General features: G+C 69.1%; 12 protein-coding genes and 2 pseudogenes. 5 read left to right on the top strand and 9 right to left on the bottom strand.

The genetic code is table 11. From position 1 onward, the window contains the following. Positions 1–43 precede the first annotated feature (43 nt). On the top strand, positions 44–1,354 hold the full coding sequence (locus ACFPBZ_RS05155) for a hypothetical protein (protein ID WP_378034937.1): 1,311 nt from the start codon (positions 44–46) through the stop codon (positions 1,352–1,354). A gap of 40 nt (positions 1,355–1,394) precedes the next feature. Here the strand turns inward: ACFPBZ_RS05155 and ACFPBZ_RS05160 are convergent, their stop codons facing one another. The 3 genes from ACFPBZ_RS05160 to ACFPBZ_RS05170 all read right to left on the bottom strand — a co-directional run bounded on the left by ACFPBZ_RS05160 (position 1,395) and on the right by ACFPBZ_RS05170 (position 5,751). After that, a complete protein-coding gene (locus ACFPBZ_RS05160) occupies positions 1,395–3,203 on the bottom strand; it encodes an Hsp70 family protein (protein ID WP_378034938.1) in 1,809 nt (602 codons plus the stop codon). A 91-nt stretch (positions 3,204–3,294) separates the two neighbouring features. Further along, positions 3,295–5,481, bottom strand: coding sequence for a protein kinase domain-containing protein (locus ACFPBZ_RS05165; protein ID WP_378034939.1), 2,187 nt, complete (start codon positions 5,479–5,481; stop codon positions 3,295–3,297). 33 nt (positions 5,482–5,514) lie between these two features. Continuing rightward, complete coding sequence (locus ACFPBZ_RS05170; protein ID WP_378034940.1) at positions 5,515–5,751, bottom strand: QcrA and Rieske domain-containing protein; 237 nt, start codon at positions 5,749–5,751, stop codon at positions 5,515–5,517. Here ACFPBZ_RS05170 and ACFPBZ_RS05175 point away from each other — a divergent pair. Beyond that, the gene (locus ACFPBZ_RS05175; protein ID WP_378035083.1) at positions 5,672–5,842 is read left to right on the top strand and encodes a hypothetical protein; all 171 of its coding nucleotides are present in this window, start codon (positions 5,672–5,674) and stop codon (positions 5,840–5,842) included. The genes ACFPBZ_RS05170 and ACFPBZ_RS05175 overlap by 80 nt on opposite strands. Positions 5,843–6,143: 301 nt before the next feature. Here ACFPBZ_RS05175 and ACFPBZ_RS05180 read toward each other — a convergent pair whose 3' ends face one another. Next, a complete protein-coding gene (locus ACFPBZ_RS05180) occupies positions 6,144–8,999 on the bottom strand; it encodes a YncE family protein (protein ID WP_378034941.1) in 2,856 nt (951 codons plus the stop codon). 472 nt (positions 9,000–9,471) lie between these two features. Beyond that, the gene (locus ACFPBZ_RS05185) at positions 9,472–12,456 is read right to left on the bottom strand and encodes a BTAD domain-containing putative transcriptional regulator (protein WP_378034942.1); all 2,985 of its coding nucleotides are present in this window, start codon (positions 12,454–12,456) and stop codon (positions 9,472–9,474) included. A 671-nt stretch (positions 12,457–13,127) separates the two neighbouring features. Between ACFPBZ_RS05185 and ACFPBZ_RS05190 the strand changes: the two genes are divergently transcribed. Continuing rightward, positions 13,128–14,384 carry a S8 family peptidase gene (locus ACFPBZ_RS05190; RefSeq protein WP_378034943.1) on the top strand — a complete coding sequence of 419 codons (1,257 nt, stop codon included), beginning with the start codon at positions 13,128–13,130 and terminating at the stop codon, positions 14,382–14,384. A gap of 609 nt (positions 14,385–14,993) precedes the next feature. Here ACFPBZ_RS05190 and ACFPBZ_RS05195 read toward each other — a convergent pair. After that, positions 14,994–15,989, bottom strand: a pseudogene (locus ACFPBZ_RS05195) (IS481 family transposase). Positions 15,990–16,289: 300 nt separating this feature from the next. Between ACFPBZ_RS05195 and ACFPBZ_RS05200 the strand changes: the two are divergent. Continuing rightward, complete coding sequence (locus ACFPBZ_RS05200) at positions 16,290–17,402, top strand: acyltransferase family protein (protein WP_378034944.1); 1,113 nt, start codon at positions 16,290–16,292, stop codon at positions 17,400–17,402. Between the two features lie 112 nt (positions 17,403–17,514). Here ACFPBZ_RS05200 and ACFPBZ_RS05205 read toward each other — a convergent pair. After that, positions 17,515–18,770: pseudogene (locus tag ACFPBZ_RS05205) on the bottom strand (IS3 family transposase). Next, a complete protein-coding gene (locus ACFPBZ_RS05210) occupies positions 18,767–19,192 on the bottom strand; it encodes a hypothetical protein (protein ID WP_378034945.1) in 426 nt (141 codons plus the stop codon). Before ACFPBZ_RS05210 ends, ACFPBZ_RS05205 begins: the two are co-directional and overlap by 4 nt. A 726-nt stretch (positions 19,193–19,918) precedes the next feature. On the opposite strand from ACFPBZ_RS05210, the gene ACFPBZ_RS05215 reads away from it, so the two are divergent. Beyond that, the gene (locus ACFPBZ_RS05215) at positions 19,919–20,707 is read left to right on the top strand and encodes a methyltransferase domain-containing protein (RefSeq protein WP_378034946.1); all 789 of its coding nucleotides are present in this window, start codon (positions 19,919–19,921) and stop codon (positions 20,705–20,707) included. A gap of 1,411 nt (positions 20,708–22,118) precedes the next feature. On the opposite strand, the gene ACFPBZ_RS05220 is transcribed toward ACFPBZ_RS05215, so the two are convergent. Next, positions 22,119–23,273 (bottom strand): glycosyltransferase, encoded by a 1,155-nt coding sequence (locus ACFPBZ_RS05220; protein WP_378034947.1) that lies wholly within the window; start codon positions 23,271–23,273, stop codon positions 22,119–22,121. Positions 23,274–23,281: the final 8 nt, after the last annotated feature.

Consider the following 23,281-nt stretch of genomic DNA (forward strand, 5'->3'; position numbering starts at 1 on the left):
AACACGGGACCGGTCAGAGGGGCCGGATTCCTGAGGGGGACCCGTGGACGACATCAGCGTCGACAGCACCGACACCCAGTATGACGATTCCGGGTCGTCGGACGACGCAAGCTATGCCTCGAGCAGCGACGCGGACAGCGGGTCGGAGACCTCTAACGACTACTACGGCGACGACTGCGCCGACGACGACAGTTCAGGCTCGTACGACGACGGCTCCGACAGCAGCGACGGCTCCGGATCCGACGACGACGCGCTCTCGGCCTACGACGACACGTCCGATGAGACGACGGTGTCCGAGACGAGCCCGGTCGACACGCCCTCCTACGACGAACCCGTGTCTGCGGAGACGACTCCGCCCGAGGGCATTGCCGCGAGCGACCCCGCTGCAGGTACCGACGACTCGAGCACCACGATGGACTGTCCGCCGGCCTTCCCACTCAGCGGCGTGGCGCCGATTCACGAGACCGCCGCGCCGACAACGTTCGACCCAACAGCCGTCGTTGCGGCCGACACAGGAACCACGGTTGATGGCCCGCCCCTCGAAGCAGATGCCTCGACCGCCTTCGGCGTGCCACCGACGTATCAGGCCGATTACACGACACCTCAGCCCATGGTGGCTGCCCCGATCGACAGCACCGCCGAGTATGCGGCCACCCAGCAGGCCCCGGCCTTCCAGCAGGCCCCGGCCTTCCAGGGCGTCCCGCATGGTGTTCTCTCCCCCGAGCAGGAACAGGCCTTCGTGCAATCGGGATGGGCTCCGACACTCGTCTCGGACGGGCACGGCGGACAGGTCGAGGTCCTGCAGCCCGCAGGTGTCGACCCGGCAACCTTCCAGGGTCAGCTCCAGTTCCTGGGTAGCCACCTTCAGAACATGATCGCTCAGCAGCAAGGTGCTGCCACACCCCCCGCTGCTTCAGCTCCCGCCCCGGGTCCTGCACCTGCCGTGGGCACGCCAGTTGCTTTCGATGCCGCTGGCCGTCCGACTCATGTCGTGAGCTCGAACGTCGTCGACACCACCACGAACGTCACGTTCGGCGGCAACAACCCGCTGTACTCCGGGGGGCAGTGGATGGCGGGGTACTCCCCGCGAGGCACGGAGATGGTGGAGATGGGAGGGCCGATGCGAGCTGCTCCGGGCGCCCCCTACATCAATCCAAATACGCCGGAAGGCGCCGCAGCGCTTGCTTCGCAACTGCCGATCAATCAGGTGTCCCATGACATGGCGACGTCGACGCTTCAGGGCGTCACCTTCGATCGCTCGACCGGCCTCGTGTACGGGGACGGGAGACCGTTCAACGACTACGGTAATGCCCTCGGTGCCGAGCGCCATCCAGAGGGGCCCGCTCCGCGATGATCGTCGCGCGGGGACCCGGACCTGAGCACTTGTCAGAGGACTAGACCATGCGCCGCACAGCATGGAGCAGAGCGGCACCCCCAGAGGACACGTAGCTCGCCACGTTGCGTTTCCCCAGGGCGCGCAGGGCCCGCGGCGCGTTCGCGACGACATGCGCGATGTCGTTGTGAACGCGCCGCCACGGTTCGAGGACGGCCTCCCGCCGCGCATCGCGCTCGTCCGCCGCCACCAGGTCGAGCTTGGTGAGGACGAGGAGCTCGGGAACGGCGGTCGAGGGGGGAAAGCTGGTTGGCGCCGTCACGTCGACGACGTGGACGCGCCCGCGCCGCTCTGCATTCGGTTCGAGGTCCTCCTCCGCGACGCAGTCGATCAACATGACCTCGCGGAGCAGCTCGCTGGAATACACGACGTCCACGTAGAACGGCGCGTCGTTGGCGGGTCCGGCCGAGGCCCGATCCGAGAGCCGATCGAGGGCGAACCAGTCGGGCTGATCGTTAGAGCTGCGGTAGAGGAGGCCACCGGGCCGCTCGCCCCAGCGCACCAGCACCGACGGGTTCCGACACGGAAGGCGCCCGTAAGGCAGGACCTCCGCCCCAAGCAGAGCGTTGACGACCGAGGTTTTCCCGGCCTTCGGCCCTCCGGTCACGACCACGAGCACGCCTTCACGAGGCACCGGCCGACGAGGGGGGCGGTGACCGTCCGGCCCGGACGGAGCTGGATCGGCCGCGGGTGGCGGTGCCGTGATCGCCCGGCCGCGTGCAGCCCCTGGAAGAGGGTGCGTGATGACCTCGAGGGCACCCCGCACGACGACCGCCTTCGGGTCGTCCTCGACAGTGGGCAGTGCTCCAAGCATGGCGCTCAGCAGCGTCGTGATGCGCGGGGTTCGGCTGGTGCCGCCGGAGAGGAACACTCCAGCCAGGGACGCCGGACTCGTACCGGAGCGGCTGATCATCTTGGCAAATTCCGCGACGCTTCGCTCCAGAAGCGGATCGACCGCGGCCTCGTACTCCCGGCGGGTGAGGCGAACCTCCGAACCGAAGCCCGGGAGCTCGACGTCCACCGCAGTGCGGAACGAGAGAGTCTCCTTCGCCCTCGTGATCGTTGCGCGAAGCAGCAGACGGTCCCCGTGACCCTCGTCGTCCGAGTCGTCCCATAAGCGAGCCCATCGCTCGGGGTCCGACGCCTCGGCATGGTCCGTCACGACCTCCGTGAGGACGGCGTCGAGGTCTTCACCCGCGAGCTCCTCGTCGCCCCCGGGCAGCCCAGCGAGCTCGAGGCCACCGTCGCCCTGCCGGAGCACGGCCGCGTCGAACGAGCCCCCACCGAAGTCGTAGACCGCGACCGGTGTCCCGGCCACAAGGCCTTCTCCCGAGCTGTGGACGTAGTGGTGCGCTACCGCGACGGGCTCGGCAACGAAGACGGGGGCGACGAGGCCGGCGCGCGTCGCGGCGCGGGCGAGCCTCGTCAACTCGACACCGCCGCCCGCCCATCGAGCTGGATGGGTGAGGACCACCGCGTCCGGAGGCCCCTGCTGTCCCTTCGCGGCCTCCCCCGCCACCCGGCGAAGCACCACGGCCGCGAGCTCGATGGTCTCGAACGTATGGCCCCCGAGGCGCACGTGGTCGGCGGTTGCCAGTGCGCGCTTCGGCCACCGCTCGCACCGCGATGGGCGACGACCCGCCTCATTGAGCGCCTCGCGCCCGACGAGGAGCCGGTCGTCGCCATCAAGACAGACCAGGGAGGGGAAGTACCGAGAGCCCTCGATCTCAACGAGCTCGATGCGGCCCTCGACCGAGAGCGCCGTCGTCGTGAAGGTCGTCCCGAAGTCGATCGCGAGCGACCAGCCCACTTCCCGTCCCCCCGCCTCGCCTGGCCTACCTCCGAACCGGGCTGCCCAGAACCCGGCCGGGAATTGCCGGGATCATAAGCGGCGCCCGGCGTCAGGCGGTGCCGGCGAGGTTGAACACGGTGATGCTGCCGTCCGACAGGTTGGTGGCGTAGCCCTGCCGTCCGTCGGGCGTGACCGCGATACTCGTCGGCCCCCGCCCGGCGGGAACCTCCGACGTGATCGCGAAGGTCGTCGTGTCCATCACCTGGATGTTGTTGGCATCCACCGTCGCCAGGTAGGCGTACTTGCCGTCAGCGCTCAGGGTGATGTCCTGCGGGTGGCTGGCCGTGGGGATGGTCGCAACGACCCGCCCGGTGTTCACGTCGGTGACGGAGACGGAACTGTCGTCGTAGTTGGCGTTGAACACCAGCGGCTTGGTCGAGTGCCGGATGATCGAGTGCGGGCTCTTCCCCACCGCCACGGTCCCCAGGATCGCGTCGTTGCTCGTGTCGATCGTGGTGATGACGTTCGACTCGTGATTGGCGGCGTAGAGCCTGGTCCCGTCCGGCGAGAAGTCCACCCAGTGCGGGTTCGGAGCCAGCTGGATGGTGTTGACCACGGAGTTCGACGCGGTGTCGATGACTGTAACGGAACCCGAGTCGTGATTGGGCACGTACACCTTGCGACCGTCCGGGCTGACGTCGAGGGCGAACGGACGTTTTCCGGTGGGCACCCGCGCCACGAAGGTGCCGGTGGAGGTGTCGAGGACACCGACCTCGTTGAGGGAGTAGTCCTGGTTGAAGATGCTGACGTAGGCGCGGGTCCCGTCCGGGGAGAACGCCACGAACTGCGGACCGCCGTCGGGCACCGGGATGATGCCCGTCGGCACGTTGCGCGTCGTATCGAACACAGTGATGACGCCGGCCGCGCGGTTGGCGATGTAGGCGAAGTCCCCGCTGGGCGCAACCTCCATATAGCCCGGCGTCGAGCCGACCTGGACCGTCGATCCCACGGTCGGCTTGGCCACGGCGTTGGCGACCGGACGCACCGTCGACCCGCTCGAGGGGTCGAACGGCGCGGCGGCGACTCCGCCACCGGCCGAAGCCGGTCGCGTGACCAGGGTGACGACCCCTGCCGTCGCCACGACGAGCAGTACTGCGCAGGCGGCCACCAAAGCGATCACGACGGCACGCGATGGGGGGAACCACCGCGACGAGCCGTTATCGCCGCTTCCGGATCCGGCGGGAGGCGCTGGGGGCGGCGGCGCTTTCGCAGCGCCAGTGGTCGCTGACGGGACTGGCGACGAGCCGTTGCCGGCGCGAGTCGGGCCCCCGGTTCGGGCAGCGGGCACCGTCACTGTGCGCTCGGCCTGGTCCGCCGTCAGGACAGCCGTGGCCGACGTCGACGAGGGCGTAGCAGCCAGGCCGACCGGCTCGTCGACCCGGAGGGCTTCACGGGCCGCCCGCGCGAGCTCACCGGTGCTGGCGAAACGATCGTCGGGGTTCTTCGCCATGCCGCGGAGCACGACATCGTCGAGGGCCGCGGCAGCCCCACCCACGACCTCGCTCGGTCGCCGCGGCTCGAGGTACATGTGGGCGTACACCTGCGACGGGAAGTCGCTCCCAAGGAAGGGCTTGGCGCCGGTGAGACACTCGAAGAGGACACAGGCCAAGGAGTAGACGTCGGTCCGCGCGTCAATGGTTCCGTTGGTAAACCGCTCGGGGGCCATGTACTCCAGCGTCCCCGCAGCCGCCCCGTTTCCCGTCGCCGTCGACTGCGTGTGACCGACGGTGTGTGCAATGCCGAAGTCCGCGACGTAGACGAAGTCGCTGTTCGTGACGAGGATGTTCGCCGGCTTGACATCGCGGTGGATGAGGTCGTTCCGGTGCGCGGCGTCGAGTGCTTCGGCCGCCTGCGCGACCACGGCGACGGCACGCTCCGGCGCCAGAGCGCCCTCCGCACTGATCAGCGAAGCCAGGCTCCGACCCTCCACCAGCCGCATGTCGATGAACAACCGACCATCGGCCTCGCCATAGTCATGGATAGGGATGACATGAGGCTCCGTGAGGCGAGCCGCAGCGTAGGACTCGCGACGGAAGCGCCGCTCGTAGTCGGGATCTTTGCCGAGCGCTTCGGGAAGAAGCTTGAGTGCGACGTCCCGCTCACGCTTCGTGTCGTGGGCGAGATACACCTCGCCCATCCCCCCGCGACCGATCAGAGATCGGATCTCGTATTGGCCGAACTGCTGCATGTTCATCCCCCGGAGCCATGGTGCCTGCACGTAGAACAGGCCAGACATTCAGCTATCGCGACCTAGTGTGATCGCGTTACCTCATTCGAGGACAATCTTTGCCCCGTCGACGCGAACGGATCTTACGTTGAGTGGTCGCTCGGCTGGTCCATTCGCGACCGTGCCGTCGAGGTTGAACCGGCTGCCGTGACACGCGCAGTTGATCGTCCCGTCGGCCACCGCGGCCACGATGCAGGCGGTGTGCGTGCAAATCGCCGAGAAGCCCTCGTACCGGCCCGGCGTCGGCTGGGTGACGACGACCTCGAGGGCCTGGAACACCTTCCCGCCCCCGACCGGTACGTCCGAGATCGCCCCGACCACGGTGCCGGCCGCGCCCGACCCGGCGCTAGGCGCCATGGTGAACGGCTGACCTCCGCCCGCAACACGTGGCGACGATGGCGCGGGATCAGGGCTCGCGCAGGCCGCCAGCCCCAGTGCCGTCGAACCGAGGAGTGCGCTCCGCCGACAGATGCTCGCGGGACCAGGTCCATCGTTCGGGCTCATTCGGCCTCCTTGGACGACAAGTGATCACTGTCTTGGACGGCGGCCGCAGCGAGAATGTTCCGCTCGACTCCGTCGGCGAGGGCGCACCGTCCCGAGCGATCGCGGAGGTCCCGCGCAAGAGGACGGGGCACCGAACTGCTGCGGTGCCCCCTCCTCAACAGCACTCGTCAGTCCGAGTCAGGAGCAGAGCCCGAGGACTCTGACGAGTCAGAAACCTCTGGGGCCTCGTCACGAGAACTCTCACGACTGGCCCGAGCCGAGGATCCTCGAGGGCCCTCGTCGCCGTCCGTGCCCTCGGCCCCGTCCGTCCCCCGAGCGGGATCGTCGAGCAGGGCCTGCCCGCCCCGTCCGCCCGAACCTCCTTGCGCTGTTGCGTCGGAGTTGGCCGACCCGCCGTTGCCGCCGTCGCCGCCCGTCCCGAGAGTGGCCTCGTCCGGATTCGCGCTCCAGTTGCCGTCGCCCCCGATGCCGCCCGAGCCGCCGCGAGCGTCGATATCCGCGGTGGCAGTGCCGCCGTCGCCGCCGTCGCCGCCGAAACCGGCTGAGCGGGAAGGAACGGTGGCCGACGGCCGTCCGGCGCCATAGAAACTGTTCCCGCCGCCGCCTCCGACGGCGGTCGCCCCTGCGGCGGCGTTGCCGCCGTCGCCGCCATCGCCGGCATAGCCGACGGTCTCTCGGCCGGTCTGGGAACCGTTGGCGCCTTCGCCTCCTTCGCCGCCTTGGGCCGAACTGTCTGGCTCGCTGGCACTGGCGTTGCCGCCACTACCGCCGTTGCCGCCGTAGCTCGGGGTTCGGTCGCCACCCCCGCCCCGGCCGCCGTCACCGCCGGCTCCGCCCCCGGCGTACGCGGCGCCGGTGGCGTCACCGCCCCGTCCGCCCTCGCCGCCGGTGCTGCGGATACCGAGATCACCGCCGGCGTCGCGGAACGAGCCGTTGCTGCCATCGCCGCCCTCGCCGCCGACACCGCCGGAGGCACGCCCGCCCGGCGCCTCGGCACTGGCGGCGCCACCGGTGCCGCCGACGCCGCCGACCCAAGTGGGATGCACGTCGCTGAAGCCGGTGCCGTTGCCGCCGCGACCGCCCTCGCCGCCGGAACCGCCGTAGACGTACGTGGCGCCGGCCGCCATACCGCCCGAGCCACCGGCGCCGCCGGTGCCGCTCGAGCCGTCGCCGTTCACTCCGGTTCCGCCCGCACCGCCACCGCCGCCACCGGCCTCACGTCCGACTGCGTCGCCACCGGAACCGCCGGCGCCACCGATGCCAGTGCCCCGAACACCCGGATCAGCGTCAGGTGCGGCAGCCGGGTAGGCCGGATTCGGCGTGCCGTCGTCGTTGAACACCGGCTCCGTCACCAGTGTCAGGGTGCTCGTACCGCCGGTTCCACCCCGGCCGCCGTACCCGCCTCGCGCGTAGCCGGTGGGAGAAGTCGCCGCGCCGCCGTTGCCGCCGGCGCCGCCAATGCTGGGTCGTTCGGTGCTCAATGGCCCGCCGTCTCCCCCGGCTCCGCCGTCGCCCGCACCGGCGTAGGAGGAGCCGATCGTACCGGCCACTGGTGCCGCGCAGTCTGGGTCGCAGGTGGCCTCCCCCGCTTCCCCTGCCTGTCCAGCGGTGGCCGCGGCGTCACCACCGGCTCCGCCTGCGCCACCGATACCGCTCACGTCGTCACCGACCCCGCCGGCACCGCCCCTACCGCCCTCGGCCGTGGCGGCCCCGCCGGCGCCGCCCGTGGCGATGCCACTGCACTCCTGCTCGCAGACTCCGAGGCCGCCATTGCCGCCGCGACCGCCGAGTGCAGTCGCGCTTCCCCCGGCGGAGCCCGCCACGCCTGCCGACGTGGCGTCCGCGCCCACCTCGCCGGTCACGGTCGAGGATCCTCCGTTGCCGCCCTTGGCCACGTTCGTGCAGGTCCCGATGCAGTAGCCGGTCCCGCCGTTGCCGCCGTTGCCGCCTGCCCCCGAAGTCGAGGAACCGCCGTTGCCGCCGCTGCCTACGTTCGTGCAGGTCCCGAAGCAGTAGCCGGTCCCACCGTCCTGCCCGTCCTGCCCGTCCCCATCGCCGACGAGGGCCAGGCGGGCGAAGCCGCCTCCGGGGGCTCGAGGCGCTTGCCCGTTCCCGCCCTCGGCGCCCGCGGCACCCATGGCGACGTCGGTGCAGGCCCCCGAGCAGAACTCGATGTTCTGACCGGACTTGTCCTTCGCGCGGATGAACCCGTCGCCGTAGGTGATGTCGTAGTCGTCGGGGTTGAACGACGCGGAACGCTCGTCGAAGCCGGCCCCCTGAATTTGGTTGCCGAACGCCTCGAGCCGCTGCTCCTCGGAGAGCCCGGGCGCGTTCGGGTCCGTCGGCTCAGCGGGGTCGGTCGGGTCGGTCGGGTCGGTCGGGTCGGTCGGGTCGGTCGGGTCGGTCGGGTCCGTCGGGTCCGTCGGCTGCCCTGGGTTCCCCGGCTGCCCTGGGTTCCCCGGCTGCCCTGGGTTCCCCGGCTGCCCCGGGTTCCCCGGCTGCCCCGGCTGCCCCGGCTGCTGCCCTGGGTGCCCGGGCTCGGACTCCTCACCATCGGTGCGGGTGTCGGAGGCCTCGTCCTGCACGTAGAGAGCTTCCCCGGTACTGCGCCGCCCGGATGTGCCGGACCCGTCGCTCGAGTTGTGCGCAGGGCCCCGCGTGGCAACAGCGGAATCTGATCGGACCAGGCGACAGCCGGAGAGATCGAGGTGGGCGCCAGTGGTCGCGTGCACGGTGCCGGTGTCGTCGACCACGACAGTGGCAGGCGAGAAGTCCAGCTCCGTGGTGTGCGTCGCGCTCCATCCGTTCGCACTGTGCGCGATCGTGGTGATGGAGCGACCCCCCTGGTCGGCCGTGTAGACGTTCCCCGAGCGGGCGTCGAAGACCGCCGAGACCGGGTCAGCCCCGGTCGGCACCGCTGCGATCCGTTCGTGACCGCCGCCGGGGCGCAGGGCGAAGATCAGCAGCCTGTCGCCGCAGGGGTCGACCTGGAACACCGTTCCCGACGCCGGGTCGATCGTCACCCCGGTCGGCAGGGAGAGCCCGGGAACCGGGGCGCCCGCGCCGGGAACCGCGGTCGTCGAAGGCGGCTGCGCTACGGCAGTAGGAGCGGTCGCCGCGATGAGGGTGGCCGACGCCGCGATCGCCAGGGCGACCCATCCCTGCCGAGCACGTACACGGAACCTTCGGCAATCTCGAAGTACCTGGCCAGACATGCGTACATCCCCCCGGAAACAGGTCAGCGACGGTGAATGCCCGCCGGGATGCCGAATCGGAATCCCAGGTGCGAGCAGTGCGGCTCGTGCACGGCAGCTCTGCCGAAGCTGAACTGGGCACACCGGACGAGGCCCCCGCTCTGCCGGTAGCGCCATCACAACCAGGAGGGCTTTCATTCCGCTTTCACGGCGCCACGTCCTCGCACGGACCCGGGTGACGGCCCTCTGCGCCTACACCCCGTCAGGAGTCGCCCCCGGCGCAACGCATCCGGCACGCCGATCAGTCGCGAGCTGTTCGGCGTCTCCCAAGTCCCAGGGGCAGCTCGACGGCGGCACCGTCCAGATGAGCGCCGACGCGCGCGGCTGCATCGACCCATGGCGTCCATCCGAGTCCGACGGCGAGCTTCTCGGCGACGGAGACGTCGGCCCGCGCCTGGGCAACGTCGCCGAGTGCCATCGCGGCGATGCCCGCGAACAGCGCTGCCGGCCCGGTGATCACCGCGCCGTAGCCGAGGATGACGACGGCGTCGGGGTCGGCGGGGAGCTCGGCGCGGACGATACGGGCAGTCTCGAGGTCACCCGTCGACCACGCGGCGCAGGCCGCGAAGCACAGTCCCGGCCGGTCGAACCGCCGGCTGTCGGTGGCCGCGCGACGGGCGCGGAACTCCGCGAGCAACGCTGACGCCTCGTCGTACCGACCCGCGCACGCTCGGGCAGCGGCCGCCACGGCCGCCCACGCCGGCATCGCCGGGTGGTCCCGAGCCGCCTGCTCGGTGAGGTCGCAGAGACCGGCCAGCGTGCCTCCTATCCACGCCCTCACCACCAGGTGCACCGCGAACGCGGCGCGCGCGTCGTCGACCCCGAGGTCCTGCCCGAGCTGGAGCGACGCACTCGCCGCGTGATCGGCGGCCTCGTCGTCGCCACGGGCGAGCAGCACCGACGACTCGAGGACGTGTGCAGCCCAGACGAGGCGCGGACGGTGCCAGCGATGTGCCTCGACGGCGAGTGTCCGGCGCAGCCCCAGTGCCTGGTCCACCTGGCCGGCGGACAGGGCCGCAGTGAGCATGAGCTCGGTGGCGTCGAGCACGACGGTGGGGTCCCCGCCCAGGCGGGCCAGTTCCAGGCCCTCGGCGGCGAGATCGACCCGGTGGGCGGCGGGCACGGGACCCTCGAGCAGCTGACGGACCTCGAGGGCTCGCGCTCGGGCGCGCATTGTCGTCGGCGCATCCTCGGCCCCGGCGAGGGCCCGCATCTCGGCCACGAGCTCGGGCCGGGCGACGCCGTCGAAGGACTGCTCGCGCAGCATGGCCACCAGCAGGTCGAACCGGACCGCCGACGGGGACGGGACGAGCTCGGCCCGATCGAGGCGAGCCCGGCGACGGGCATCTCCGCGACCGGGCCGCTCCACCGACTCGTCGCCCACCGCGGCCTTCACGACGAGGCCGGGGTCGGCCGGCGCCGTCATCGCAGCGCCGATCGCCTCGTCGAGGAGGTCGTCGGCCTCCCGCGCCCGTCCCAGAGCGCCGAGCACGAGGCCGCGGTGGACCTCGACGACGGGGTCCTCGGACAGCACGCGGGCGGCGGCATCGAGCAGGGCGCTCGCTTCGGTGAGGGCCCGGCGCTCGTAGGCCACCACTCCCGCGTCGCGCCGGGCGCGAGCGACTGTCGCGTCGTCGAGCAGAGGAGCTGCACCGAGCGTGTGTCGGAGGCGGAGGAAGGCGTCGTCGTCCGGGCCGAGGTGCTCGAGCCAGGCGGCGTGCCACGCCACCCGGATCGTCTCTGGGACCCGGTCGCGCACCGCTACCGCGACGACTTCGTGGCGGAGGTCGCCGTCAGCGACGAGCCCACGAGAGGCGGCCTCCCGCAAGTCCTCGGCCACGGCGCGAGACGGTCGGTCGAGGGCGACCGCCAGAGCCCCGGGCGGGACCGGGCGCAGGACCGCGAGTGCCTCCACGGTCCGACGAGTGGCGGGCCGCAGACGATCCAGTTGGCGGTCGACGAAGGCCCGTAGTCGGGGTGGAACCGTCCGCACGGCGGCCGCAGCGGCGGCCTCGTCGTGGCACGTCGCGAGCACGTCGAGCAACGCCGTGACGTGCAGCGGATGACCGGCGGTCTGCTGGTACAGGAGCCGGGCCAGGCGGTCGGCCGCCTCGGGCCCGAACGAGACGAGCCGTCGCCGGGCGAGTTGGCGCACCGCCGTGCCGTCCAGTTGACCGAGCTCGACCCGCATCACAGAGGTGTCCCGGGCCAGGTCCGCCCGGCAGAGCTCCCAGCCGAGGCTGACCCCGGGGGCGGGGGCGCAGGCAGAGATCAGGACGACGACCCCGGGCGGCAGCCCGTGCCGGGCGATGTCGGTGATCGCCGCGAACGACGCCGAGTCGGCCCGGTGGGCATCGTCGAGCGTCACCAGGACCGGACCGTCGGCAGCCAGCTCCGCGAGACGCTGGCGCACCCACGGCACGGGGGCGCCGGCCGGGCCGGGCGGAGGCGGACCGAGGGCGTCGACCCATCCGGCCAGAGGAGCACTCCCCTCGTCCCAGGCGCCGTCCACCACCTGCGCGTCCCGGCGGGCGACGTAGCGAGCTGCGGCGAGGACCAGCGACTTGCCGATCCCGGCCTCGCCCTCGACCAGGACGACCGGGCCGTGCGACCCGTCGTCGACCCGCGCGGCGACGATCGTGGCGAGGACATCGTCGCGGCCGACGAGGTACGGACGGGGTTCCTCCGACCTCAGCCGAGACCGTTCGACCAGGACCGCCCGGTAGGCGTTCCGAAGCTCCTCCCCCGGGTCGACGGCGAGCTCGTCGTGCAGTCGCCGCCGGGCTGCGAGGAACGCGTCGATGGCCTCACCGGGCCGGCCCGCGGCGTGGAGGGCACGCACCAGCAAGGCGTGCCACACCTCCTGCTCGGGATGCTCCACCGCCAGCGGGGTCACGGCCTCGACCGCCTCGTCCGGCCGTTCGAGCGCCAGCAGTGCGCGTGTCCTGGCCTCCACGACGCGGCGGTGGCGGGCCAGGGCGTGTCCCCGGGCGAGATCGAGCCGCGGGCTGGACAGCCCCGGCCACGGCGGTCCGACCCAAGCAGTGAGCGCCTCGTCCGTCGCGTCCACCAGGGCGCGCGGCTCGGCGGTCGCCAGGGCGGCCGTCGCCGCAAGATGGAAACGACTCAGGTCGACATCGCGCGGTTCGATGGCGAGCGTGTAGGTCCCCGATCCCGCCACGAGGTCCTGTCGAGGCACCCCGAGCCAGTCCCTGAGACGCGTCATCCGCGTGTGCAGAGTCGCCTCGGGACGCCCCGGCGCCGAGCCGTCGGCCCAGAGGTCGGCACACAGCACGTCGCGCGCCACAGGGACACCCGGTGAACACGCAAGCAGGGCCAGCAGGAGGGTCATGCGCGAGCTGCCAGGAGATCTCGGGCCGTCACCGGTATCGACGGCCACCCGCCCGAGCAGTTGGACCGACCACGCCTCGCCCATGGGCCCCCCAGCCGAATGGTGGCTCCCCCGAACCGACGCCGACAGTAGGTGAGCCGGATGTATTGGGCCAGTTCGCACAGAAAGAACATCGAACTCATCAGGGACAGAACAGAAGATCCATACGAGAGGCCCTGAGAAGTGTGCAAGATTGGGTTCAATTTGTCCGAATCAAACGTCCACGGTCACGGAGTGCGATCGAACCATCACAATTTACGAGAACAGGAGATCTAATCGCGCGGAGAGCACGTGACGGCGCCGACTGACTGTGAACGGCCCGCTCGAGGTGTAAGGCGAATGTAAGTGCCTCGCCCTAGCTTGCCCCTCGTCCTGTCACCAGCCCGGCGTCGCTCCCTCCCGGGCCCTCCCTGCCCGAGGACGTGTCCGTGCCCCGAACGGCTGTTGCCTCCCGCGTGCGTCGGTCGTCCCGACGCCGCGCCCTGACCCTCGCGGTCGGTCTTCTCATGGTGCTCGCCCTCTCCGCCACAATCGAGAGGCCCACCGCCTCGGCGGCGCCCGCACCGCCCGGGACCTGGATCGTGACGCTCCAGGACGGAGTCCCCGTCGACTCCGTCGCGGGTGCTGTGCGGGCGCCCATCCGGCAGCGGTTCACAGCGGCGGTCACGGCCTTCTCCGCAGCGCTGACGCCGGACCAGCTGAGTCGCCTCGATGCAGACCCACGGGTCCGCTCGGTGACCGAGAACGCGGTCGTCGCCCAACTGCCGCGAACCGTGCGACGGGCGAGCCCGGTAGCCCCCTCGACGCAGTTCGTGCCCGAGGGGGTACGCCGCGTCGGTGGGACGCTCAGCCCGACTGCGCGCATCGACGGCGTCGAGCAGCGCATCGACGCCGACATCGCCGTGATCGACACCGGGGTCGACATGCACCCCGATCTGCGGGTGGTCGCCCAGCAGGACTGCACCGGCGAGGGCATCACCGCTGACACCGCCGGGCACGGCACCGAGGTTGCCGGTGTCGCCGCCGCCCGCGACAACCGCATCGGCACCGTCGGTGTGGCCCCTGGAGCCGGGCTGTGGGGTGTGCGCATCTTCGACGCGTTCGGCAACGTCACGCTCGAATCCCTGCTCTGCAGTCTCGACTACGTCCGCAAGAACGCCGATCGCATCGACGCGGTGACGCTGGCCTTCGAGAACGAGGGTGCTCGGGCCTCCGGAACCGTCTGCGGCATCACCACTCGCACCGGCCGCGAGCGCGGTGGCACCAAGTACCAGGTCGTCGACCCCGTCGATCTGGCCATCTGCCGAGGCACTGCTGCCGGCCTGACCTTCGTCGCCAGCGCCGGCAACGACTCCGCGGACGCCGCCAGCTTCGTGCCCGCCGCTTACCCCGAGGTCATCACGGTGTCCGCGACCAGCGACACCGACGGCCTACCTGGCGGCCGCGGCGCCCCGCCGTTCTGCTTCCCGACCGAGGACGACGACACCTTCGCCAGCTTCTCCAACTTCGGACGCGTGGTCGACCTCGCCGCCCCCGGCGTGTGCGCCTACACCACCTACCCGGGCGGCCTGTACACCACCGACGTCGGCACCAGCTTCTCCGCGCCTCTGGTCGCCGGAGCCGCCGCCCTCATCCGCGCACGCGACCCGCGGGCGTCCTTCGTCACGGTGTACACGAGACTCCAGCAGCTGAAGGAACGTGGACCTATCCTGAATGACCCCGACGGAATCCCCGAGGGACTGCTCAACGCCGCCAAGCTCTGATGGCGCCTCTCGCAGTCGGGACGTCGGCCGGGAGGTGCCCGAGGATCGATTCGGCCTCGATCGTCACCGCGTGCACCTGGAGGGCCTGCGCCAGCCACGGTGGAGCAACAGGTAGACGTACCACCCCGCCACCCGCCCCGGCCCGGCCCGGCCCGGCTAGAGCTGCTGTCGGACGAGCCGGGCGCGGCGGTCGACCGCCGCAACCTTGTCGAAAGGCCAGTCCAGGTGTGCGGTGTCGTAGTCCGGGCGCAGGTGCAGAAATGCGCCCGGCGAGCCCCACCTGCTCGACGAGCGACGACGAGGTTAGCTCCTCCCCGACGAGGAACGAGGGCGCGGATGTGAGTAGGCGGACCGGACCGTCTCGAGGTGCCGCGGCACTGCTGTAACCGGTCAACAGATGGCAGGCGAGGCCGGCTCATGCGTGAGGCCCGCCCGTTGTGTCGGTAGGGAAGGACTCTCTTAGCCTCCCGCCTGGTCCAGGGACCACTGTGCTGACCGCGGCCTTCATGAGGAGGGCCGTGTCATCGTGGCTGCCCAAGCTGGCTGGGCCTCTGCGTCCCTGCTCGGCGCGATTGTGTCCCACCGATTGGTCGAGTGCGTGCACAGCATCTAGCCGTCGTGCCCGCAGAGGTTGTTGACGCGGGAGGCGGGTGGGTTGCCGACGAGTGAGGTGTGGGCCGGTGGAAGTTGTAGCCGTGCAGCCAGGCCGGTAGCGAGGCGACCCGCTCGGTGGAGGAGTCGAAGACGCTGGCGTAGGCCCATTCCTGGGCCAGGGGTGCGGTTGAACCGTTTGGCTCTCCCGTTCGTCCAGGGGCAGCGGGATTTGGTGAACCGTTGGGCGATGCCGAGCTCGGTACAGGTCGCGGCGAACAGGCGGCGGCGCCGGTAGGCCATGGCGTTGTCGGTCAGGATCCGCTCGATCCTCACGCCGTGATCGGCGAACCAGGCGTGCGCGCGGCACAGGAACCCGCGCACGCCTGCTGGTTCTCCCCGCCCTGGTCGGTGTGGACGACCTCGACTTAGGCCAGCCGGGAGTGGTCGTCGACGGCGACGTGGACGTAGTCGTAGCCGACCCTGGTGGCGCTGCGGGAGGCCCGGTACTGGTCGGAGTCGCGGCCGTGGGCCCACCAGCCGCCGCCGGCGAGGATGTTGCCGAGTTTCTTTGACGTCGAGGTGGACCAGGTCGCCGGGGTGGGCGCGTTCGTAGCGCCGCCACCGGTTCGGGCCGTGGACGGTGGTGGTCGGGTCGGACTCGCGGAGCTGCTCGCCCGTGGGCGGGTCGAGGTCGCGCAGTCGGGAGATGCCTCGCCGCAGCAGCACCTTGTGCACCCCGGAACCCGAGATGTGGGTGCCGTCGGTGCGGCGCAATTCGTAGGCGATGCGTACCTGGCCGAGATTGCGCTCGCGGCGCACCGCCTCGATGCGGGCCTCGAGCTCAGCTGTTGTGCGCCGCGGGCTGTGCCGGGGCCGCGAGGAACGATCGAGCAGCCCGTCCTCACCCTCGGCCAGCCACCGGGTGTGCCACTTGTGCAGGCACTGCCGGGAGATGCCTGCCTCCGCAGCAACATGCGCCTTGGGGCGTCCGCGATCGACGCGCAGACACAGCCGGCGCTTGCCTTCGAAGGTAGCGGGGCATTGCGGTGAGACACGAGGACCTCCAGGGTCGACGGCGTGGGTGCCTTCAGCAGCTCCACACCTCGCCTGGAGGTCCTCCCTACTTCAAGATCATCGATCTCGGCGTGTCGTCACCGCCGCGTCACCAACCTCCGTGAGTGGGACATATAATGGACCGACTTTGGGCGCTCGTTCTCGCTCCTCCGCCCAGGTGCGCCGTCCGGGGCTGCCTCTCAAGGCAACGGTCCGGAGGCGAAGTAACGGGACCGTGGTCGTTCGCGACACGTTGTCGTGACTGTCGCCGGGGAGACGTCGCAGGCGTCGTCGGCGCCTGCCGCGCGCAGGGACACGGCTCGGCCCTCACCGCCTCGTCGACTGATCGAAGTTGACGTTGCGCGGGCGCTCGTCGTCGTCGGAGTCGTGTTCAACCACGCCGTCGACGGGCTTGTCACGAGCGGCGTCGTCGATCCCGCTTCGGAGCTGGCGTCGGCGAACGCTGTCCTCTACATGTTTCGGATGCCAGCCCTGGCGTTCCTTCTCGGGCTTTTCGTACCCGGCGGTGTCGACCGCTATGGAACGCGGACCTATCTTTGGCAGAGGCTCGTCGCTGTCGGCTATCTTTACCTGCTGTGGTTCTACCTGCAGGGCCTCGTTGAGTTCTTCGCGAGCGGCGTGAAGAATCACGTCTTCCCCTCGGCCCGATTCCTCTCGCCCTGGACGAGCTACGGCCAACTGTGGTTCCTGCCATTCCTGGCGGTCGCCACGGTTACGCTCGTCGCGTTCCGGCCTTGGCAATCGGGCCGACGGACGGTGGTCGTCCTCATCGCCACCGGCGCCGTATCGCTAGCACTGTGGGGCTGGAACATGGAGGTGCTCGGGTTGCACGGGCTGTCGCTGCTCGTCTTCGCCGCCGCCGGTGCCGCCATCGGCTTGGGCAGAATGACCGTCCTGGTCGAGGGCCGCTCTTGCTGCTGGGCATTGCTGGGCGTGGGAGCAGTGTTGGGTCTACTCGTTCTCGTCAACCTTGGGGCGGCGCCCGCGACAAGCGGCTCTGTCGCCACGTCGCTGCCTGCAGCATCGGTCAGCTTTGTCGCCGCCGTCTGCGGCATCCTCCTCGTGATCGCACTCTCTGTCCTGATCGTCCGCATGGCGCCATTCTCCCGGCGTTTCTTCTCGGCCATCGGCACCAATACATTGCCTATCTTCTTGGCGCACGTTGCCGTTGTGGCCGGTGTACGCATCGCCATGGGCCAAATCGGGGTGACCCCAGGGTGGACAGTCGCTTTGGCAGTCGTCTGCGGGGTTGGTGGCCCAGTCGTCGCGTCGAGGTTCGCCATCGGACGACCTACGGTTCAATGGCTATTCGTTCCGCCCGCTCAAGTTCGCCGTTGGCTCGCGGCGTAATGCTCTATCTCGGCGCACGAGCCGGCAAGCTTTCGAAGTGAACGAACGGGACGCGGGCGGCCGATTCTGGACGAGCCCTTGCGTTGCGCTCTTTGAAGCGGCGCCCCGGGGTTCAGTGGAGGCTGGGTTCTCCGGAGATCGGATCTTCTCGGGCTGGTTGGTGAGCGTAGTAGCTCTGTTCGTACTCGACCGGCGGAACGTGGCCCAGCATCGAATGCAGCCGGCTAGTGTTGAGCCAGTGCGCCCACGACGAGGTGACGAGCTCGAGGTCCTCGACGGTGCGGATCGGACCGTCGCGGCGGACGCCTTCGGTCTTGTAGAGCCCGATCAGCGATTCGGCCATCGCGTTGTCGTAGGAGTCCCCGGTCGAACCGAACGAGGCCAGCGCGCCGGCCTCGGCTAGCCGGTCGCCGTAGCGGATCGCGGTGTACTGGCTGCCCGCATCGGAGTGGTGGATCAACCCATTCAGGCGGCCGTCACGGGCCTGACCTGCCCGTTCCCGGGGCCAGAGCGCCATCTCCAGGACGTCGAGCGGGAGCTCAGTAGGCATCCGGGACGCGCAGCGCCACCCGACGATGCGGCGCGAGTAGACGTCGGAGACGAACGCGGTGAACACCATCCCCGACCAGGTCGGGACGTAGGTCAGGTCTACGACTCGGTCGCTGCGCGGTGAGTCTCGGTTGACCAGATCCGGGGCCCGCTCGGACTGTCGATCGCTCCGGGCGGTAATCACCGGCTGGCCGCGGCGGAACCCGCGCAGGCCGAGGGATCGCATGAGCCGCTCCACGGTGCACCGTCCGACCGGGCCGCCGGCCATCCCGGGGACGTGGTCGCGGCGCAGCTGGGCGGTCATCTTGCGGGCCCCGTAGACCCCGCGGCCCTTCTCCCGGTCGAAGAACGTGGCCTCGATGACCTCAGCCAGGACGGCGTCGGACAGGGCCCGCCGGCGACGGCTGGCGCGCCTTTTGGCGTAGTAGCCCGACGGGGCAATCTGGATGCCCTCGCTGGTGACGACCTCGCAGATCGGCACAACCGGAGAACCGGTCTCGGTGCTGGTCGATGTAGTCGACGATCAGCGGATATGGCGGTCGAGGTCCGCCGCCGCGAAAACGCCGACGCGGTCTTGAGGATCTCGTTCGCCCGCCGTAGCTCGGCGTTCTCCCGCCGCAGCCGCTTGAGCTCCTCGGACTCCTCGGTTGTCACGCCCGGGGCGAGGCCGTCGTCGATGTCGGCCTGCCTGCACCACCCCCGCAGAGTGTTCGGGAGGATCCCCAACTGCGGCCCGATCCGCTTACCCGCAGCGTTGACCGACAACCCGGTCTCCTGCTGAGGGGCCTCACGGACCATCCGCTTAGCCCGCTCCGTCATCTCGTCGCTGAACCTTCCTCGGCGCCGGCACGACCCCCAGCTTCCCGTGGGATCAACCTCCACCACACCCGGGGCGCTTCACCCTTCGAGGCCTGACAGGGTTCGCAGTGCGGCCGCAGCCGATGGGTTCGGATCGCCGCGGTCAGCGACGGATACGTGCCGGTGAACCCGAGCTTCGCGAGCTCGTCCTGAAGGGTCGAGGCCCACAGATGCGGATCCTCCCCGAGCCGCAGCCGGCAGTACTCCAGGAACAGCTCCGCCACCGTCGGCTCCCGGCGCACCCGCACCTCGGGCACCCGCCGGCCCTCGAGATAGGCGCGGACGGTCTTGCGGTCATGACCGAGATGTCGGGCGATCGCCGAGATCGTCCACCCCTGCTCGCGCACTGCATGCGCTTCCACATCAGCCTCCCGAGACAGCACCCGGGCCTCCCACCAGTCCGCCTGTTTTCACTCACCAGCAACCCAGCGGCAGACCCCCGTTCGGCCCGGGCACCACGCCGGGGCCGCCGTACTATCTGGCGGAGTTGATCTAGCGAGAGGGGGGAGATTCGACTAGCGCCATCAGGCGCGGGTGCTGGCGTCCGCTCACCCACGACCGGATCGCGGAGGTCTCCGTGCCGTCGACGCCGAGCAGGATCGCGTCCGGGGTTAGTCCGCGGTGAACCCGGCCGTCGTCGTGCAGCGCGTCGAGGGCCGCGGCCGCGGGCCGCAGGACGTCTAGCGCGGCAGGACCGAGACCGCCGTCGGGGAACGATGTCGGCCAGGGTCCAGCCGGGTGGGGCTGTCATGCGTCCGCCAGCTGGTAAAGGCGGAGGCCCTCGATCCGGACGAGCCTGGTGCCGGTGGTGCTCTCCACCTCGACGCTAAGGATGGTGCGGGGGGACGGACACTTGATCGTCGATCACGTCCAGGACACGGCACGCGTAGAGGGCGTACCGGTGCCGCTCACCGCAGCGATACGACCCCAGCTCCCAGACCGGTCACACCCTCAGTTGCACTCCGTTTTCGGAAGAGCCGACAATCCCGGCGAGGTCGGCGCGAGCCGCCAACCTTGGAGCCGCGCCGGACCCACATGAGAGTCCAGCCCCCGGATCCGGTAACAATGCGCACCACAGGACACGATGGAAGTTCCATGGAGGGTCTCCGATGATCGGCCGCAAGCGACTGACGCCCGAGCACGCTGCGTGGAACGCCGCATGGCAACCACCATTTCCCGTCCCCGGCGCGCGGCGGTTCTTACGAATGCCCTGGCTTGCACGGCGCACGGTTAGCCCGTTCGCGTTCCAGCCCAACAGCTCGATGCGGCAATTCGAGTATCCGTGGGCCTACGACCAAGTCGCTCCGCATCCGGGGCAGGTCGTCGTCGACCTCGGCGGCGCACTATCCGGCTTTCAGTTCACTCTGGCCGCCGCAGGGGCCTCTGTCATCAACGTCGACCCGTTCCTCGACTATGGCGGCTCATTGAGTTACGCGGAGTACGTGCCGACGCCCCAAGCGATGCTGTCGAAGATGAACCGGGCATGGCCGGGTGACGTGCGGCTCAGTCGGACGACGCTGCCGAACGCCAACCTCGAGCCAGAATCGGTCGACGTCGTGGTCAGCGTTAGCACCCTCGAGCATTTCCCGCCCGACGAGATCGCCGATACCCTCGACTCAGCCGTGCTAGCCCTTAGACCCGGAGGGCGGCTGGTGCTCACGGTGGACCTATTCCTGGATCTGGCGCCGTTTACCGACCGGACAGAGAACCGGTGGGGAACTAACATCGACCTCCGCGCCCTATGTGAGCGGACCGGGCTCCCGCTCGTAGTCGGTCAACCCCATGAACTTTGCGGCTTCTATGAGTTCTCGCCGCGCGAGGTGCAGGCCAATCTCGGTGAACTGTTTGTCGGCTCTTACCCGGCGGTCCCGCAGGCATTGGTGCTGCAGAAGCCTTGATCATAGGGTAACCAGGAAAGTCGAAGCGCTGGCCGGTGTACCCGTTGCAGCGGATGCTGTGCGTAGCTGTGGCTTGTTCAAGCTCGCAGTAGGTCGGCACTGGCCTCGACAGGGAACAAAGGTGTTTAAAGTTAGCAGATAACTGAGGCGGAACTGGTGCTCATCTGTTTGTAAGCTCATCAGTCAGGTCGACCACGACGTGTTCGTAGTAACTGAATTGAACCGCCGTGGGTCTGGTGGAGATGGATCGTGTCGTTGCGATGAGGCACGATTACCTCGGCGACGTCCCACCCGCCGAGCACGAGCAGGCGTTCTGCGCTGCCACCGGACCGACCAGCCCTCGGTCGGAGTCCCAACGTGAAGGTCAGCCTTCCGGTCGATCACGCCCTCAGATGCACTCCAAAGCCAGAGGAGCCCCTAATCCCGGACCACTCCACCCTCAGCTAGACTCCAAAATCGGGAGGGCGACGTAACGATTGGACCGCGCGAAAGCGACTTCCAAAATTATGCACCCTGAAGGAACACCAACGCTTCCGCTACGGATATCCGCTCTCGCGCTCCGCGTGTACAAAAAGGTCGACCGTAACGTGTGACCCGTTCAAACACCAACGATCGGCAGGGGATCACGACGAAGTGCGACACACGCCGCTTCGTACCTTGGAGGATCGCCTACTTCGGGTGTCTACGAACACGAACTGACCGACGTACAGTCCGCGAGACCGTCGAACCCGGCGACGTCTTCCTAGAACCGGCGCCAACATCGGCTGCTTCGCGGGGACGTGGATCGGCGATGAGTCCACGTCGTCGCCATCGAGGCAGACCCGTCCACCTACGGCCGACTCGTCGAGAACGTCGAACTCAACCCCTCCCTGAAGATCTCCACCCGCCACATCGCGGTGACCGCCCCGCCGGGCCGCGTCCGAATGCACGTCCGGGGTGAGAAGAACCTAGGCGCCAGTCGGATCGTCGAGCGCGGGATGGCGCCGAGGTCGAGGGCCAGCCACTCGACGCCGTCGTCGGGGAGGACCTGGCGAGGACCATTTCCATCAAGATCGACGTCGAGGGCGCCGAGGCGCCACTGCTGGACGTCATCCTGCAGGAGTTGCCGAGGATGTCACCCCGTCTGATCATCGCCGTCGAGGTCGACAAGTCCAATCGGCACTGCAGCACGGTTCGGGGCGGAAGGGTTCGGCGCCCGTAACTACGAGTTCGAACACTACCTAGCTCGAACACTACCCAGCTCGCTCAATGAATCGGGAGCGAACCAGCGGACCCGCCGCGTCCGCCGACGACTACGTGTTCGTCCGGAACGGAATCGGCGGAGACTCGGCGTCGTCTGCCTGAATCCTCGCATACTAGTCAGCGGTCACGTCAACAACCCCGCCGACGTCGGTCCACCGACAGTCGTCGACTATCGACTCAGAAGGCGTTTCAATCTGTCGAGATCATCGTTCACGACGATCTTACTCGCGTAGAGCAGCGCAGCTTCTTGCGCGCGCCGGCGACGCGCTCGGTCCACGATGAGGTCCTCCATCGCCCGCTGTTCGATTTGAAAGGCGCAGTCTTCGTAGCCCTGAGGCAGCCCCGCGAGCGTGATTGTTGAGCCGAAGACCGGCAGACCGGTCGCGAATGCCTCCAAGGCCTTGATCTTGAGACCCGTACCGTCGACCGGCGAGATCAGGAAGCAGCACCGCCGCATGAGTGTCGTCAGATCTTCGACGTAGCCGAGCAGTTCTACCTTGGGCAGGTCCGCTACGGCTTCGCGCACCCGCTCGACGGAAGATACACGGCCTACAATAGCCATTGTTCGACATGACAGCCACGCGTAGTGGTCGGCGACGAAATCGCAAAGGCCGTCGACGTTGAGAGTGTTCTCGGAACCAACGAAGAGGATATCGTAGAGGACCTCATCCTCACCGACTTCTGGCCGCGGGAGCTGGTAAGCGGGAATGAGGTATATGGGCATATCTGGATAGAAGAGACGGAACAATCCCGCTTCCGGTGGAGCAATTGCGATCAAGCTCCCGGCAAGGCCTAACAACTCCATCTCCATGCGCGCGCTGAGCGTGGTCTTCGCAGCTGTCAACCGACGGTGCAGCGATTTGGCTGCGTTGACAAAGTTGATGTCGTGGGTCTCGACGATGGCCTCGCTCGGATCTACGCCGTTCAGCTCGGCGAGCCCGTGAGCGTAGTTGACGAAGGTGCTGATGTTCGGGTAGTCGGTCCGGAGCCGATCGTAGGCTGGGGTCAACGCTATCAGCCTCAGAGAAAGCAAGCGCGCTCCGAGGCGCGGCATCAGCGCAATCAAGCGCATTTTCAGCAGTGTGATGAGCCGGAAGAGGCGGCTACGGTGGTCGAGGACGAGCTCGACATTGGGATACGCACTCCGGAAGCGCTCGATGTCATCCTGCCGCCACGGACACGAAGGGTGCTCATAGTAACTGTAGACGATTACGGGGCGACCCGTCGCGATGACGAAACTCAAGAGTTCTGCGACGCGGGCCTGAGCGCCGTTCTCGCGGTTGACGAAAGTCCCGTTGAAGTAGACGAGAATCGGTTCAGTCAAACTGGCGG

Origin of the sequence: Actinomycetospora atypica (assembly GCF_042653685.1) — a bacterium.
Taxonomy (GTDB): domain Bacteria; phylum Actinomycetota; class Actinomycetes; order Mycobacteriales; family Pseudonocardiaceae; genus Actinomycetospora; species Actinomycetospora atypica.

Coding starts and splice junctions, on each gene's coding strand:
- ACFPBZ_RS05165 (WP_378034939.1), bottom strand. CDS start 5,481: ATGTCTGGCCTGTTCTACGTGCAGGCACCATGGCTCCGGGGGATGAAC.
- ACFPBZ_RS05185 (WP_378034942.1), bottom strand. CDS start 12,456: ATGACGCGTCTCAGGGACTGGCTCGGGGTGCCTCGACAGGACCTCGTG.
- ACFPBZ_RS05190 (WP_378034943.1), top strand. CDS start 13,128: ATGGTGCTCGCCCTCTCCGCCACAATCGAGAGGCCCACCGCCTCGGCG.
- ACFPBZ_RS05215 (WP_378034946.1), top strand. CDS start 19,919: ATGATCGGCCGCAAGCGACTGACGCCCGAGCACGCTGCGTGGAACGCC.